The sequence below is a fragment of the Candidatus Thiodubiliella endoseptemdiera genome (assembly GCF_964212635.1).
GTDB lineage: Bacteria > Pseudomonadota > Gammaproteobacteria > PS1 > Pseudothioglobaceae > Thiodubiliella > Thiodubiliella endoseptemdiera.
In genome coordinates this window covers 15,799-31,448 of sequence record NZ_OZ156463.1, presented here as the reverse complement: position 1 = coordinate 31,448, position 15,650 = coordinate 15,799, and the positions used below count along the sequence as shown (strand labels likewise).

At 35.6% G+C, this 15,650-nt stretch carries 17 protein-coding genes and 1 tRNA gene; all 18 read right to left on the bottom strand.

Annotation, left to right across the window (positions count from 1 at the left end):
• Nucleotides 1-33: 33 nt before the first annotated feature.
• Nucleotides 34-3,234 carry a DNA (cytosine-5-)-methyltransferase gene (gene dcm / locus AB8525_RS00180; protein ID WP_369177851.1) on the bottom strand — a complete coding sequence of 1,067 codons (3,201 nt, stop codon included), beginning with the start codon at nt 3,232-3,234 and terminating at the stop codon, nt 34-36.
• A 110-nt stretch (nt 3,235-3,344) separates the two neighbouring features.
• Nucleotides 3,345-3,533: a hypothetical protein gene (locus AB8525_RS00175; protein ID WP_369177849.1), complete on the bottom strand. Its 189-nt coding sequence runs from the start codon at nt 3,531-3,533 to the stop codon at nt 3,345-3,347.
• Nucleotides 3,534-3,547: 14 nt separating this feature from the next.
• The gene (locus AB8525_RS00170) at nt 3,548-3,742 is read right to left on the bottom strand and encodes a hypothetical protein (protein WP_369177847.1); all 195 of its coding nucleotides are present in this window, start codon (nt 3,740-3,742) and stop codon (nt 3,548-3,550) included.
• Nucleotides 3,720-3,911 (bottom strand): hypothetical protein, encoded by a 192-nt coding sequence (locus tag AB8525_RS00165; RefSeq protein ID WP_369177845.1) that lies wholly within the window; start codon nt 3,909-3,911, stop codon nt 3,720-3,722. Before AB8525_RS00165 ends, AB8525_RS00170 begins: the two co-directional genes overlap by 23 nt.
• Entirely contained in the window at nt 3,904-4,305 is a 402-nt protein-coding gene (locus tag AB8525_RS00160; RefSeq protein WP_369177843.1) for a hypothetical protein, read from the bottom strand. The genes AB8525_RS00165 and AB8525_RS00160 overlap by 8 nt, the downstream gene beginning before the upstream one ends.
• A 13-nt stretch (nt 4,306-4,318) precedes the next feature.
• Nucleotides 4,319-6,418, bottom strand: coding sequence for a DNA topoisomerase 3 (locus AB8525_RS00155; protein WP_369177841.1), 2,100 nt, complete (start codon nt 6,416-6,418; stop codon nt 4,319-4,321).
• A 63-nt stretch (nt 6,419-6,481) separates the two neighbouring features.
• Nucleotides 6,482-6,814, bottom strand: a complete 333-nt coding sequence (locus AB8525_RS00150; RefSeq protein ID WP_369177840.1) for a hypothetical protein — start codon at nt 6,812-6,814, stop codon at nt 6,482-6,484.
• 4 nt (nt 6,815-6,818) lie between these two features.
• Nucleotides 6,819-7,220 (bottom strand): hypothetical protein, encoded by a 402-nt coding sequence (locus AB8525_RS00145; RefSeq protein WP_369177838.1) that lies wholly within the window; start codon nt 7,218-7,220, stop codon nt 6,819-6,821.
• Nucleotides 7,221-7,417: 197 nt separating this feature from the next.
• Entirely contained in the window at nt 7,418-7,987 is a 570-nt protein-coding gene (locus AB8525_RS00140) for a hypothetical protein (protein ID WP_369177836.1), read from the bottom strand.
• 4 nt (nt 7,988-7,991) lie between these two features.
• Nucleotides 7,992-9,656, bottom strand: coding sequence for a ParB N-terminal domain-containing protein (locus AB8525_RS00135; RefSeq protein ID WP_369177834.1), 1,665 nt, complete (start codon nt 9,654-9,656; stop codon nt 7,992-7,994).
• On the bottom strand, nt 9,650-9,904 hold the full coding sequence (locus AB8525_RS00130; protein WP_369177832.1) for a helix-turn-helix domain-containing protein: 255 nt from the start codon (nt 9,902-9,904) through the stop codon (nt 9,650-9,652). The genes AB8525_RS00135 and AB8525_RS00130 overlap by 7 nt, the downstream gene beginning before the upstream one ends.
• Nucleotides 9,901-11,079 (bottom strand): replication initiation protein, encoded by a 1,179-nt coding sequence (locus tag AB8525_RS00125; protein WP_369177830.1) that lies wholly within the window; start codon nt 11,077-11,079, stop codon nt 9,901-9,903. Before AB8525_RS00125 ends, AB8525_RS00130 begins: the two co-directional genes overlap by 4 nt.
• Before the next feature lie 11 nt (nt 11,080-11,090).
• Complete coding sequence (locus AB8525_RS00120; RefSeq protein WP_369177828.1) at nt 11,091-11,945, bottom strand: hypothetical protein; 855 nt, start codon at nt 11,943-11,945, stop codon at nt 11,091-11,093.
• Entirely contained in the window at nt 11,942-12,730 is a 789-nt protein-coding gene (locus tag AB8525_RS00115) for a ParA family protein (protein WP_369177827.1), read from the bottom strand. The genes AB8525_RS00120 and AB8525_RS00115 overlap by 4 nt, the downstream gene beginning before the upstream one ends.
• A gap of 73 nt (nt 12,731-12,803) precedes the next feature.
• Nucleotides 12,804-12,879 (bottom strand) — tRNA-Lys (locus AB8525_RS00110).
• Between the two features lie 41 nt (nt 12,880-12,920).
• A complete protein-coding gene (locus AB8525_RS00105; protein ID WP_369151770.1) occupies nt 12,921-13,199 on the bottom strand; it encodes an HU family DNA-binding protein in 279 nt (92 codons plus the stop codon).
• A gap of 3 nt (nt 13,200-13,202) precedes the next feature.
• Nucleotides 13,203-14,876, bottom strand: coding sequence for a 30S ribosomal protein S1 (gene rpsA, locus AB8525_RS00100; protein ID WP_369151768.1), 1,674 nt, complete (start codon nt 14,874-14,876; stop codon nt 13,203-13,205).
• A gap of 97 nt (nt 14,877-14,973) precedes the next feature.
• A complete protein-coding gene (cmk, locus tag AB8525_RS00095) occupies nt 14,974-15,642 on the bottom strand; it encodes a (d)CMP kinase (protein ID WP_369177826.1) in 669 nt (222 codons plus the stop codon).
• Nucleotides 15,643-15,650: the final 8 nt, after the last annotated feature.

Sequence of the window (15,650 nt, the reverse complement as noted above, 5' to 3'; positions counted from 1 at the left end):
TTTCTATTTTTGGATGGGGGTTTTACTGTACGATTAATCGGTGCAATTGCAGTCCATAACCCATGCATCTGATTTTGACGATTTCATCAAGTCTTCTTCGTTACTATTTTCCAGGTTGTCAACCCATGTTTGATATACATACTCTTGGCTAACGCCAAAAAAACCGATATGTGTGTATTCATTTTGAGTATTTTTAATCACTTTTCTTGAATATTTTCCTTCAATCCATGCCCACCACTCTATAGAATTTGGCGTTAATAAGTCAAAATCTATAGGTTGAGTATTGCGCTTGGCAATTAACATATTTGTAGATTTTCCCTTTAGCATACAGTGAATACAATTAGATAATTCTCCTGTGTAAGGCAAATCTAAATCATATTTAGATCTTGCAGGGTCTGTCCAAAATTCAACGACCTTTTGCTTGTCAATTCTTGCCTTAATCAGAGGCATGTTTGCATTTTCAAAGGGTGGCTGTGTTTTTGCACTACTAATTTTTTTACCACTCTTCCTAGAAAGGTTTGTTTTAGCGTCTTTAATTCTTTGCCTAATTTTTACGGCACGATGTTGTTCATCAAAACGAATGCCGAGATAGTTGTGATATTTAATGGCGTTTTTACCAAGTAGGAGAATGCAACCATGGGCAGCAACTTTTTCTTGCAAATAAGCGTTGTTATAATCAATATCAGCAGAGGTATAATCTTTGAAAAATTGCTTAGGTCGAAAGGTTTGGCAAGACCTGACAAAAGTTTTCTTATCTATAATCGCTTCATCACTCAGTTCGCCATTATACCTTCTGTGTTTTTTAACAATATCAGTATCACTAATATTTGAAGTTTTTGAAGGCTCTCCTTGTTGATCAATATAAGGCTTACTAGCCATCCAATCTTTTAAAAAGTTATTGGTCGTTAAGATTTTCATATTTATAGTGCAATTTCTTTGATAAGTGCTAGGTAATACACCAGTTTGACTGATTGACTCTTCAAACACTTCGCCTTTAAACTTATAGCCGTTAATATTATTGCGTTCACAATACGGCAAATCATTCACCAATTTATAAGTCTTCCTCCGAACATAACCCCTGTTTGTTTTTGCCTCATAAGTGCAAAACTCGGTCATGAAAAATGGAATATTATATTGCTCTTCTGTGATTTTCTTAATTCTTGATACAAAAGCATAAGTTGCACTATGTTCAGCAGAAGTATTATTGAATACAACACAATCACCACGCCATTGCTTCAACTCCCCTCGCTCTAAAAGTTGCAACAACAACATTCCACTGGTTCTACCACCACTAAAACTAACCACTTTTGGTATTGATATCTTTTCTTCTGCTTTTTTATCAACCAAAACAGGTTTTAATTTGTCAAAAATAACCTCTACAACCTTGGTATTCACTGCATTACCTACACACGCATACCTCTGTCCATCTGATATAGTTTCATCGTTTTTGCCAAACCCAGTCCAACTATCAGGAAAATCTTGCAATCTTTCACACTCAATCGGCGTTAATCTCCTAACTCTGTCTTTGACATAATACAATCCCGTCTTCGCCCCTAGTCCACCACCTTGAGATTTAAGCGGAGGTGTCATATGAACAACATGGTTGGTGTGTGTTTTTGTTAATGCATAACTAATGCCATCCTCTCTTGATATTAGACCCAGATTGCCACCCATTTCGTTACTACCTGGGGATGTGTAAATTCTCTCTGAATGAAAAATTTTTACCCCCTCACCTTTGTTTGTAGTGAGTGTGGGTGCAAGTGCAAGGGGGTTATAAACTTTACCGTTCATACCAGTATTGGATGGGTTAACATTCCCTAACACTTGTGGTCCCCCACTTTCAATAATGTACGAACCTTGCCTGCTTCCGTCTGCGTATTGTTTTCTAAGGGTATTGGCCATTGCTTGCTGCTCCGATAGTTTAGAAGTTTCTGAGCCTGAGTATCGGATAGGTAATATTTTTTTGATACTTTGTTCACAGGTTCTAGAATATCCAACAAGGAACACTCTATTTCTATCTTGCGGTGTTCCGTGATGTTTGCAGTTAAGCACCTGCCATTGGACATCGTACCAAAGTTCATCCAATGTTTTGATAATGACACCAAAGGTTCGTCCTTCATCGTGTGATAACAATCCTCGGACATTTTCAAGTACAAACACTTTTGGGCGTTTTGCTTTAAGAATTCTGACAATGTCAAAAAATAATGTTCCTCGTGTGTCGTCAAACCCTTTGCGTTTTCCTGAGAGTGAGAATGGCTGACATGGGAATCCTCCCACCAAGCAGTCAAATTCTGGCAACTCGTTTTCGTTAATTTTTTTGACATCTCCATAATCCTTGTGTGTTTTAAAATGTTTTTGATAAATTGATTTTGCATAGGGATCTATTTCACTAAATCCGACACATTCTGCATACGGAATTGCCTTCTGAATACCCACCTCAAACCCACCAATACCTGAAAATAAAGAGAAATAAGTAAATGCCCCATTCTTCTTTTTTATATCTTTTTCGTTCCTAGTGATACAAATTTCTGTATTGTATTTATGCACATTTGCTGTATAAGTTCGCACTTGTTTTTGCTTGCCTTTGATGTCGCTTAAATCAATACAAGCATCTTTGTTTTCGCAAATAATAACCCTTGATGAATCTGGTAAATTATTTGCCCATTCAACATAATTACTCCAATTTATTTTTTTATTATTGTATTTGTATTTGTTACCACAATCGCCAGAATACGGCGGGTCAATAAAGAATGTTCCTATATCTGTTGTTATGGGTACATCAGTATAATCACCTTGTATAATTTTCCATTTTCTAATGAGTGGCAATTGGTCAATAATGCGTTGTTTAACGCCATCGCCCCACACCATACATCCATGTTTTGATTTATATTTATGATACCAATCTCCCAGTGTATTTGCATTAGGTCTAGCCCTACCTTTAGACACCCAACGAGCCACTAGGTTTTTTTGCTCACAACCCAGTTTTTTGAATATTTCATCATTTAGGTCGCTGGGAATACTTTTAATATCATGTTCAGTTGCATTAATTAAATACCTCCAAAGACTACAAATATCGGGGTCTTTATCAATCAGTAGCGCAAACTCAACATCGTGATACACGCTGTAAGTTGCAGAACCTGCAAACGGCTCACACACCACACCATTGGGTTTTGGATAAAAGCCAGATTTGCTTAATCTATATTTACTTCCGTAATAACTAAAAAATGGTAGCATTGTTGTAAGTCCTATTTTTGTTTTGCGCTAGATTTCATCAGTTCCTGCAGAGAAATCTATTTTGAGCGTAAATATAGTTTTATCATAGTTTCCAAGTTCGCACTCTTTGTTCAAATCAGACATTGTTGTATCTCCAAAATTAGCGACTCTATAATATCCCTTATACTCTCCTTGTAATATTTTGTTGAATTGGGGTAATCCCCAGTACTCTCAGCATCCTGACTTTCAACGATGAAGCCGTTACCAATCCTTTCTATTTTTACATCCGCCTTTATTAATTTTTCTCTCTCTTTAAACATTACCTACCTCCTTTTTAATCATTTACAACCTTATAATCACCACTCCAAACCCAGCCATCGTGATTTGATGGGGTTTGGACAATAATTGAGTTTTTATGAGCACCCGTAAATTTTGGCTCTTCTATAACCTTAAAATTTTGACCAACGCACTCGTTATACCAACATTCGTTATTGTCGTCTGATTTTTTAATGATTTGAATGGTTGCCATTATTTTTAACCTCTGAATCTAGCCAATCTTTCACTGATAAGCTAGACTCTAAAAAAGCAATTGCCCTATCTATTACTCTGATATTAAATTCAATATCTACATCCCTTTTAATAATAAGTTCTCGCAATGTTTGTGGCCTATCTGTAGCCTCTTCGCTATGATTATTCATTTTTGACCTTCATTAATTTTGATTGTTTTGATTTTCTTGTTTTGCAAGCATCGTAATTAATGAAAGAACCATCTTTAAAGGTAAACACGAAATTGGATAGAGAAATTGGGATATTTTTCACTTCTGAATATAAATTCCCATTTTGTTTACACATTAATATTAAGTCTCCTGATTTCAATTTATTTAAAATATATTGCTGTTTTTCACTATCAATTTCACCCATCATCGCCAGTGTAAACACCGATATTGCACTCATAACAACAAACCCAAAAGTTACCATAAAAGATTTATTCTTTGTTAGTAGTCTTGGAATACTAATTGCTATTATCGTAAGCACTAGAAGTGTCCCAGAGATTGTCGCATATTCAATTAGACTTGCTATATATTCATTCATAATTATATTGGTTTTATTTAAAAACGGGCTTTCCAGCCCTATCTTGGGCTATAAATTCACACTTTGGCGTATCAAAATAGCCTTTACACGACCAAAAAAAGCCTTTTTTACCTTTGACTCTTCTTAATTTTTTGCCACAATCGGGACAGTCTGGCATATCTTTTTCAAACACAGCCTTGCCATTATCGTTTTGTGCCACTGTCTTGCAGTCTGGATACCCACTGCACCCCCAAAACTGCCCTTTCTTCCCCTTGCGTAAAAACATATTTTTGCCACAATCTGGACACTCAACCGTTTTAACATTTGATTCAATACTAATTGTTTGCGACTTAATTGATTCAATTAATTTACCCAACCAATCAACCTGCCAATCCATAAAAGCATCAAGCGTTAATTCCCCTGTAGCAATCTTTGATAAAGAACTTTCCATAATCGCTGTCATACCTGGGTCTTTAACTGCACTTGGCACAGCAGATATCAATGCTCTACCTGTATCAGTTGATATTATTTGTTTTTTATTGACCGTTAAAAAGTTACGCTTTTTCAACAAATCAATAATATTCGCTCTAGTAGCTTCAGTGCCTATCCCTTCATTGCCTTTTAACACTTGTTTTAAATTTGGATCAGTAACAAATAAATGTGCTTTTTCCATGGCAGCAATAAGTGTTCCTTCAGTGTATCTTGATGATGGCTTTGTTTGCTTAGTCTCAACATCTACTGCGTCAACATTTAACACTTGCCCTTGTGAGAATTTTGGCACAGTGCCTTGCTTTAACTCTGCCTGAGAACTTGTAACAACTTTCCATCCTAAATTAATATCAACATTAATACTTGAAGTAAACATTTTGCCACTAGCATTAATTTCAATACTGGTTTTATCATATTCATAGTTTGGATAAAACTGAGCAATATAACTTTTAACAATTAAATCATAAAGTTTGTTTTCCTCTGTGGTCATATCGGACACATTCACTTGCGCATTCTCGGTAGGAATAATGCCGTGGTGAGCGCTTAACTTTTTGTCATTCCATACTTTAGATTGAATTGTTAAATCAGCATTAGCGATTAATTTGCCAATATCACTATTAATACTACTAATAGAACTCATAACACCTTTAACTTCAGAAAACTGCGATACTGGCAAATATTGACAATCTGAACGAGGATAAGTAGTCGCCTTATGTTTTTCATAAAGCGACTGTGCTAAATCTAGCACTTGTTTTGCCCCAAAACCAAATCTTTTACTGGCTTCTTGTTGTAATGCCGAGAGTGAATAAAGCAATGGTGGAGACACTTTCTTGCGTTGTGTCGCAAATTGTTCGACAACAGCATTACCACCTCTTTTAACATTGTCCACAACACTTTGTGCAAAATCCTTATTAAGACAACGCCCGTTTTCATCAGAGAACTCATCATTGTTAAACCACCATTTGGCTTTTACACCGCTAAATACACCTAAAATATCATAATAATCTTTAGGCTTAAAATTCTCAATTTCAATATCACGATTAACAATAATAGCAAGTGTTGGCGTTTGCACTCTGCCAACTGAAAGCACACCCCGATATCCTTTTCCCTGAGCCATTAAACTAAGCGCCCGTGTGGCACTCATGCCAACCATCCAGTCGGCTCTTGCTCGTGCAAGACCAGCGGCATACAAAGGTTCAGTTTCTGGACCTTGTTTTAGATTATTTAATGCTTTTTGAATACTGTTGTCATCAAGTGCAGTTAACCAAAGTCTATCAATACGCCCAGTCCAGTTAAAATAATCAAGCAACTCACGACCAATCACCTCGCCTTCACGGTCTCCATCAGTTGCAATCACAACATGGTTAGACTTTTGGAGCAATCCTTTGATAACATTTAACTGCTTTTTAGTTTTAGGATTTGGTTTCATTTTCCAAACCCTTGGCACAATAGGTAAATGCTCCATATTCCATTTTGAATACTTCACATCAACTTCATCAGGTTCTAACTGTTGAATCAAATGCCCTATTGCCCAAGTAACGACAATAGAATTATCGCCAATAAATCCATTACCCTTGTCGCTAACACCTAAATTTCTAGCCAAATCTTTTGCTTGACTTGGTTTTTCACAAATATATAATTTCATTTCTATCTCCTAATTTTTTATAATAATTTAAACAAAAAATTCTTGTAAGCAAAAATATCAGCATTAATAAGATTGCCTTATATTTTTAATCACAAAACCATTTGGGCATTCTTTTTTATTACCTTTCCTGTCTGTACTAAGCTCAGATTTACTCCATAACAACTCTATTTCACTAAGTGCTTGCGGGTTTTCAGACTTCCAGTTTTCTAAAAATTCGTCAATATTCAGAGTCCTTTCAATGCCTGGAAAATGAATGCTCACTGGCAATATATATCTTTTTTCAAAATCTAACATCCTACAAATAACATCAACTGCATCAGGTCTATTGTTTAATTCATCAATAATAAAATTTATTTTGTTTTGATGCTTTAAACTTTTATCTTCTGTTTTTGCCACAATCTCATCCCCTTATATTATTTTCCCAATTATTTAAGTCACCTATAAACTGCTTTAGTCTTGAAATCTTGTAAGCCACAACACTAAGTTGGTAATTTATACGCATTCTATTTACTTCAAAATCTGCAAGTTTGACTCTGTCTGACTCATTCATTTTGCTAATCAACGCCCAAAAGTCATCGACTTTAGGGCGTAAGCCTTTCTTCCCCTTGACAGTAGAAGAATAACGCCAAAAAAGTGGCGTCAAAGACTTATCGGGATTGCGTCCAAGAAACACTGGGCAAACCTTCGCTGGATATTCAGCCTTAAACTCATCCCTCAAATCTACACTCTCCTGCCTCAATGTCTCATATTTCAATTGAGCACTTTCTGCCTCAGTCCTTAATTTCTTTAAATCCAATTCCATACTTCATCCTTAATCTATTTTTATTTTCTGTCTCAAAAATTACTACCAAACGACTGTGACAATTCTTATCCTCTGGGGAGCTATGCTCCCCTTACCCTTAAAAGCCCTTTAAAGGGAGAACAACCTCATTTCTAAAATACCACCATGCTCATTACTAATCTTCCACCATGTTCATTTCTAAAATGTCATCATGTTCATTACTTAGTATCATTGTTATTAATAAATATTTTTAATTCACGCCATATAGAACTCATTGAATAATTTTTTTCATTTGAAAAGTTTAATATGTCCTGAATATTAATCGCTCTATTTTCTTTTTCAAAACTAGCAAAAAGATTATCAGCAACTTCCTCTGTAATTGAATTTTTATCCTTATTAATATCTGAATCATTAACACTAAACACTTGGCGCAACCTTGTGTGCTTGCGATTTGTGTAAACCTTAATAAAATGCCTAATCATTTCATATCCTGCGCCAGATGTAACTAAATTATTAATTAGAGTTTCTTCTTTAAAATGTTTAGAGTTATTAACCATTGCCTTTCTAATGATTTCTGGGTCAACATAAGTTTGCACAGATATTGCTTGTTCAAAAGCCAGTACTGCCAACTTCATATTAGTTTCGCCATTGTTATTGAGGCAGGCAATAGCTTCATCATCCAACCCCATTTGATATAACAACGCTTTATCGTTATTAGCAATACACTCGTAAGTTTTTATTGCAAGATCTTGACTAAGTAAACCTTTAACTGTTTCAATTAAATTCATATTATTATTCCCAAAGTGCACTATCTCCATTTATGCTAAGACGCATAATCTGATAACAAACCGCTTCAAGTCCAGTAATATCTTGCCACAAGGATGGCACCAGCCTATCTTTAACGCTTTGTAAATTAGTTGAACGAAACTCATACAATTCAGATAATTGATTGATTTTCTCCAAACTTGAATCAACTGCCTCAACATCTGAAAGATTAGTGTTTACATAAAGTGCTGATAAATCTTGATTAAGCTCAATATCAGCAAGTCCTAATAATCTTAAATCTATTATTGGATTAAGCACATCAGCAGCGTGTGAATAACCTAGCAATAACCACCAAACCCCCCAACTTTCGAAAGTGTTTTCTGGTTTATCAACAATATCAACCAACAAAAAACCACATCCATGATTAATTCGTATAACTGTATTGCTTAAATTAAGTTTAGAAGTGATTGTTTCTACTAAACCGTAAGCTTGCTTTCTGTAAAAATCTAAACCATCAGCGCCTTCTTGCCCTTGTTTTTCATTAACATCAGTGTTGTCAATATCGTTTATTGTTTTTGCCTCATCTACAATTGGTATTAATGGTGCAAACGGAGTAGTTTCTTGGTTATCGATATCTTTATCATCGTTGCTTTCATTATTTGCATCATCGATAGCAGTATCTTCTTGGGTAATCTTTTTTTGTTCTTTTTTCTTTGGCCTTCTTGTGCTTAGCAACTCCTTTTTAAACTCTGTGTTGCTACCAAAGACACTTAAAAAAGGTTCTATAGTCAAAAAATCAACAACCAACAAATCTAATAACTTATCAAAATCAAATGGATTTTTAGTTTTGTTATATTTTTTTAATGTTTTAGAAAAAACATCATCTATAAAGCACCCATCAGTATTATCGTTTTCCTTCAATATGCGTTTGAGATTGTTATACACTGCACGAATTTTAATAACCTGTGGCGAACCCATGCCTTCGTTTAAGAAGTGATCTAAATTGCCAGTGAGTTTGGTTGCGGCGAAGCGGAACAAGCCTAGTTGACCTTCGCTGACCGAATAGCCATTGTCTTTTAAATAATCTACAAAAGCACCTGTTTTTTTATAATTATCTTTTCGATGTTCAAAAGATTCTGAGGAGTCCTCAGACTCTTTTTCATAATTTAAATTGCGCCTAAAATCCTGCTCCAACTCAATCAACGCCTTGGCTTTATCAACTAATATCAAATCACCCCTGGCCTCATTCTCAACCAAATGTGCGATTACAGCCTGTGTTTTATTAAGTTCGCCTTCCCACGCCTCTACGATACAATCAATTGAAGCAAATTTAGTATCGCCAGTTTCTCGATATAGCGACTTAAATGCTAATAGTCTGGTGTTACCACCTTTAATCAAAGTATAGCGTTTTGTCTCAGGATTTTTAACCACTGAAAACCTTTGCTGCAATCCTATTTCTTTAATTGATTCTTTGATTGCTTCAAAGTGATCATTATTTGCTTGACGAGGGTTAAATACATATACGTCAATGCTTTGAATAGGTATTTTTCTGATGATGGGGTCAATGTTGTCCCCATGTTCATTAAATTCAGGTGTAGCTTTTAAATTAACGCCTGAATTAAAAGCAGCAGGGCTGACTAAATCCTCAATATCAACCATATCTGGTTTTTGTTTTTGGTTTACTTTTAACATGTTCTCTCCTTTTCTGTTTCTTTGACTTGAACCTGCTTGTGTTTGGCACCAATATCATCAATTATTAAATTGAGTGTATATTGCGGGAATTTTTTACAGATAATTCTTAATGCCTTAAAATCAGGTTTGCGAACCCCACTCTCGTACTTTTGAACTGATGCGTAACCAATCCCTAAGAAATTAGCAAATGCTTCTTGCGTCATATTTTTTGACAGCCTTATATTCTTTATTTTTTGTGAAAATTTCATTTTTCTCCTTTGTTTTTAATTTTTGTTTCATAAATCCATTTGTTGTACTTACTGTTAAAGTCATTTTCTAATGCTTGTTTTATTGTTTTATTTTGATTTTTATTTGCTTGAGAATAGGTTTGTTGTTCTTTTTCATTTAATTGAGCATAAAATTCATTCCATAAACCTTGTTTTGTCTCAATACTCAGATTGTCTTTGAATAATTGAACCAATTGATATGGTTGTATTTTTGTATCAGTATTTTCACTTAGATGCTTAATTTGCCAAAAAAAGCAGGCTTCCATTGATTTTTTAAATCCTTTTGCCTTTGCTTTTTGAGTTTCATTAATTGCCTGTATCAGTATTTCTGATGGTGTTTTTAAAAGAGTTTCGAGTTTGCTTTTGTTGAACCCTAAATTAATTAATTGTGCTTTGATATTGTCCGATTCTTGATTGATTTCTTCGAGTGGATGATTGCTTTTGTTTAACATTTTGAATTTAATATGAGTTATTTTTCTACCCGTTTTTATTGGTATGATTTCAATTTCTAATATTGAATTTTCATTAATAACATCAACTTGATATTTGATAACCCTGTTAATAAAATGACCTGTTAATTGATATTTATCTTCCGATGTATTTGTTAATTTTCTAAGCTCTTTAATTGTTTTTGTTACTGAACCTAAACCTATATTCTTATGACAAATGTTGTAAATAGGGACTTGTTTCATTGAAGTAATAAAGCCCAAATTTTTAACATCATCTAAATCAAAATTTCCTTTCTCTGAATCTGGATTTAGATGTTCCTTTGCCTCTGGGCGAAAAGTCATAACAATTTGTTGTGTGATAGGATTGTGTACTATTGAGTCGATAATGGGAATAAATTTAAAACCCACCTCATCACCATTAGTAATTGGAATTGCAATTGCACTATTCGCTTTTGTTTCTTTAGCAATCTGATTGAATCTTTTTTTGATTAAATGACTTTTTCTAAAAGAAGAAAAAATACTTTCAATCTCTTCCCTTTCAATTACAACACGAAATATATCTTGTTGTGTTATGCCATCATCATAAAATATTTGATCTTTGAATTTGCTGGCAGCTAGGCTAAATACTTTGTATGTATCTACCGACATATTGTAAAAAGCATTTATTAATGCATTAGACCTTTTGATTTCAGTTGTTTTTTTGTTCATGGTTTTATTTTTTATTTGATAAATGAAAATAACGGGTAGTTTATAAAGTTATTAAGTTTAGTTAGTTTAGACGGTGTTTTTATAATGCAAAAACAATGACTTATATCGACAACTATCACACTTTTTAACCTAACTATCACACTTTTTAACCTAACTATCACACTTTCTAACCTAACTATCACACTTTCTAACCTAACTATCACACTATTGGATTTTGTTCTGGCAATGCCATACAAGCCGTTCCTAGCAAGGGTTTTGAAATGACTAACTATCACACTTTCTAACCTAACTATCACACTATTGGATTTTGCTCTGGCAATGCCATACAAGCCGTTCCTAGCAAGGGTTTTGAAATGACTAACTATCACACTTTCTAACCTAACTATCACACTATTGGATTTTGCTCTGGCAATGCCATACAAGCCGTTCCTAGCAAGGGTTTTGAAATGACTAACTATCACACTTTCTAACCTAACTATCACACTATTGGATTTTGCTCTGGCAATGCCATACAAGCCGTTCCTAGCAAGGGTTTTGAAATGACTAACTATCACACTTTCTAACCCAACTATCACACTATTGGATTTTGCTCTGGCAATGCCATACAAGCCGTTCCTAGCAAGGGTTTTGAAATGACTAACTATCACACTTTCTAACCCAACTATCACACTATTGGATTTTGCTCTGGCAATGCCATACAAGCCGTTCCTAGCAAGGGTTTTGAAATGACTAACTATCACACTTTCTAACCTAACTATCACACTATTGGATTTTGCTCTGGCAATGCCATACAAGCCGTGGTTTGTGGCAAATGTCCTTATTATTCCTAGGGTAGTAAGGCAATCTAATTCTAAAATAGCAGTCATAATCCTTCTATCTCCTTGACTAAGGCTTCAATTGATGCTGCGCTTTTTTTTGCCTTTTGTCGTTGTTTTTTATTGCTATTTTTAAATTCAGTAACAGGTATTTGTTTGCTAGTCGCTTCTTTAAATACCACTGATTGCGGTATTTGCGTATTAAGCATTGTGTAAGATTTATTTTTGGAGGAATTATTAAGATATTCAACAAATTGTTTGGCGTCTTTTGTTCTATCTACTTTATAAATAACACCGAATAAATTTGGAACATTAATGCCCATCTCTTTATAACTTTGAAGGTCTAAGAGCATTGATAGCGTGCCACGCTCCAGTTCTTTAACTACTGCCATCTCTGGTGGCATTGGCGAGATTAAAGCATCTGCTGCTAAGACAGCTGCATCTTGCAAATTACCCTTTGCACCCTGCGTGTCTATTAGAATGTAGTCGTACTTTTTAGTAAGTTGCTTGATTGCAATCTTTAATCTGAAGCGACCATCACCTTTACCAACTAGCCATGATTGCAATTGATTGTCATGGTCGTCCGAATAAACTAAATCACAACCTTGGTGTATTTTACTAAGACAGTTATCTGCATTTTCAGGATGCGTCAGAAATTCAGTCAAGCCATTAGGTGCTTGTTCTGTAATTTCATAATAGGAAGATAGACTAGGCTGAGGGTCAGCGTCTATCATTAAGACTTGCTTGCCTAGTCCAGATAGATATCCGGCTAGGTTCGCAGTAAGCGTTGTCTTGCCGACTCCGCCTTTAGTTGATATTATCGATATAACTTTCATAAACAATCCTCATTTTATTAAGAGAAATGTTTATATTTATTGTTATACGACTAACTATCTAACTAAAAAAATATGGTGGGGCGTGAGCGATTTGAACGCTCGACCAGCGGATTAAAAGTCCGATGCTCTACCAACTGAGCTAACGCCCCATAAAAAAATAAAATTATACCGTAAAGTAAAACCTATTTTTTTAATTATTTACAACTTCCTTAAGCGATTGTCCTGGCTTAAAAAATGGCATATTTTTTGCACCCACCTGAGTCTTTTCACCTGTTCTCGGGTTGATGCCTATGCGTGCTTTTTTGTGTTTCTTTGCAAAACTGCCAAATCCTCTTATCTCAACCCCTTCACCACTAACGATACCGTCTGTAATCGTTAAAAGGATAGTGTCCACACAAGTTTTTACTTCTGCTTTAAGCAATGTAGTAGATTGCTCAGATAAACTTAGGATTAATTCAGTTTTTTTCAAAGGTTATTTCTTGGCTTTCTTTAACAAGTCGCCTAAAGTTGCACCCTCTACCTCTTTAGAAGAGTGCTTATTGTAGTCTGCCATCGCTGCTTTTTCTTCTGCTGAATTTTTTGCTTTAATACTGACAGACACATTACGCGTCTTTCTGTCAATATTAATAATCGCTACTTCAATTTCATCGCCTACTTTTAAGACAGTTGACGCATCTTCGACGCGTTCTTCGGAAATTTCACCCGCTTTCAAGTAACCAGTCACATCGTCTGCTAAGGCAACAACTGCACCGCGTGATGTTACTTCGGTAATCGTTACTTTAACTATAGAACCTTTCTTATTTGAAGACGCATAAGATGAAAAGTCATCTTCTTCTAATTGCTTAATGCCTAAAGAAATACGCTCTTTTTCAGAGTCAATGTTTAAAACAATAACTTCAAGTTCTTGACCCTTAGAATAGTTAGACACCAACTCATCTGCTGGTAATTTCTCCCAAGAAAGGTCGGCTAAGTGAATCAAGCCATCAATGCCGCCTGGAAGACCAACGAACAAACCGAAATCTGTGATTGATTTAACGGTAACGCCAATCTTGTCGCCCTTATTATGAGTCGCTTCGAACGCTTCCCAAGGGTTTTCTTGTGCTTGCTTCATTGATAATGAAATACGGTGCTTAGACTCTTGAACATCTAAAACAACCACATCAACCTCTTGACCAAGTTTAACAATCTTAGAAGGGCGTGCATTTGCATTTGTCCAATCCATTTCTGACACATGCACCAAACCTTCAACACCTTCAGCAATACGAACAAATGCACCATAATCTGTTAGGTTAGAAACTGTACCTGTAACTTTCTTACCCAATGGCAAGACATCAGAAATATTGTCCCAAGGGCTTGCTGTTAATTGCTTAAGCCCCAATGAAACACGCATTTTCTCTTTATCATAATTAAGGATTTTCACAGTAATCTTATCGCCAATCGTCAATTTCTCAGATGGATGATTGACTCGTTGCCATGAAATATCGGTAATATGCAATAAACCATCAACACCGCCAAGGTCAACAAATGCACCGTAGTCTGCAAGGTTTTTAATAATACCTTCAATTTCTTGACCTTGTTCAAGTCCTTCCAATAGTGCCTCTCTATCAGCAGAGTTGGCTTCTTGCATTACTGCTTTTCTTGAGATAACGATGTTATTTCTAACTTCATCCATCTTAATAACGATAGCTTCAATTTCTTGACCTGTTAGATATGAGAAATCTTTAACTGGATGAGTATCCACCAATGAACCCGGTAAGAATGCTTTAACAACACCGATGTCAACCGTTAATCCGCCTTTCACAGCACCAGTAACAATGCCAGTAACCACTTCTTTTTGATTCATTGCAATTTCAAGCGTCTGCCACAACTTAATGCGTTTGGCTTTCTCGCGAGATAATAAAGTATGACCTAAGCCATCATCAATAGATTCTAAAGCGACTTCTACCACATCGCCCTCTTCAATTTCTAATTCACCTTTTTGGTCTTTAAATTGGTCTAGAGAGATAAAACCCTCTGATTTTAATCCAACATTGATAACCGCTTTTTCACGATTAATATTGATTACTGTACCCATTAATAAGGCACCTACTTTAACATTTTGTTGTTCGACACTATTTTCAAACAGGTCTGCAAATGATTCTGACATATTGTATTTTCTCGATATTGACCGCTAAAAAATCCAACAACGGTATAAGTTGGCATTTATCGGGTTAATTTATTTTAAAAGTCTAACCGCTTAGACTTCATTTTTTAGTTACTAATTCACTCACCTGAGCAAGCACTTCATCAATCGACAACTCAGTGGTATCAATGATTAATGCATCATCTGCAGGTTTAAGTGGCGCGTTTTTGCGAGAACAATCTCGCTCATCTCTTGCCACCACCTCTGCCAAGATTTGCGATATTATACCCATAGTGCCTTGCGCTTGCAATTGTTTTAAGCGTCTTTTGGATCGTTCTTCTGCGCTTGCTGTTAAAAACACTTTAAACGGCGCATCTACAAAAACCACCGTGCCCATATCTCGCCCATCTGCCACCAACCCTGGCGTTTGTGCAAAGTCTTGTTGGCGCTTTAAAAGTGCAGCACGCACCACGCCGATAGAAGCGATTTTGGATGCCATCTCGCCCGTTTTCTCAGTTCGTAGTATTTTAGAGACATCTTTACCATTTAAAAACACGCTAACCAATTCACTGCCCTCTTCGGTTTTAAATGTTAAGTCAAGCGTTTGCGCTATTTTTTCTAAAGTGTCTTCATTGCCAATACCTATCCCTCTAGCGTCAACTGCTAAAGCAAAAGCACGATAAATTGCACCAGAGTCTAATAAATGCCAACCCAATTTTTGTGCCATTATTCGTGCAACTGTGCCTTTACCGACCCCGCTTGGGCCGTCAATGGTTAGAATATTATTCATAAGCCACC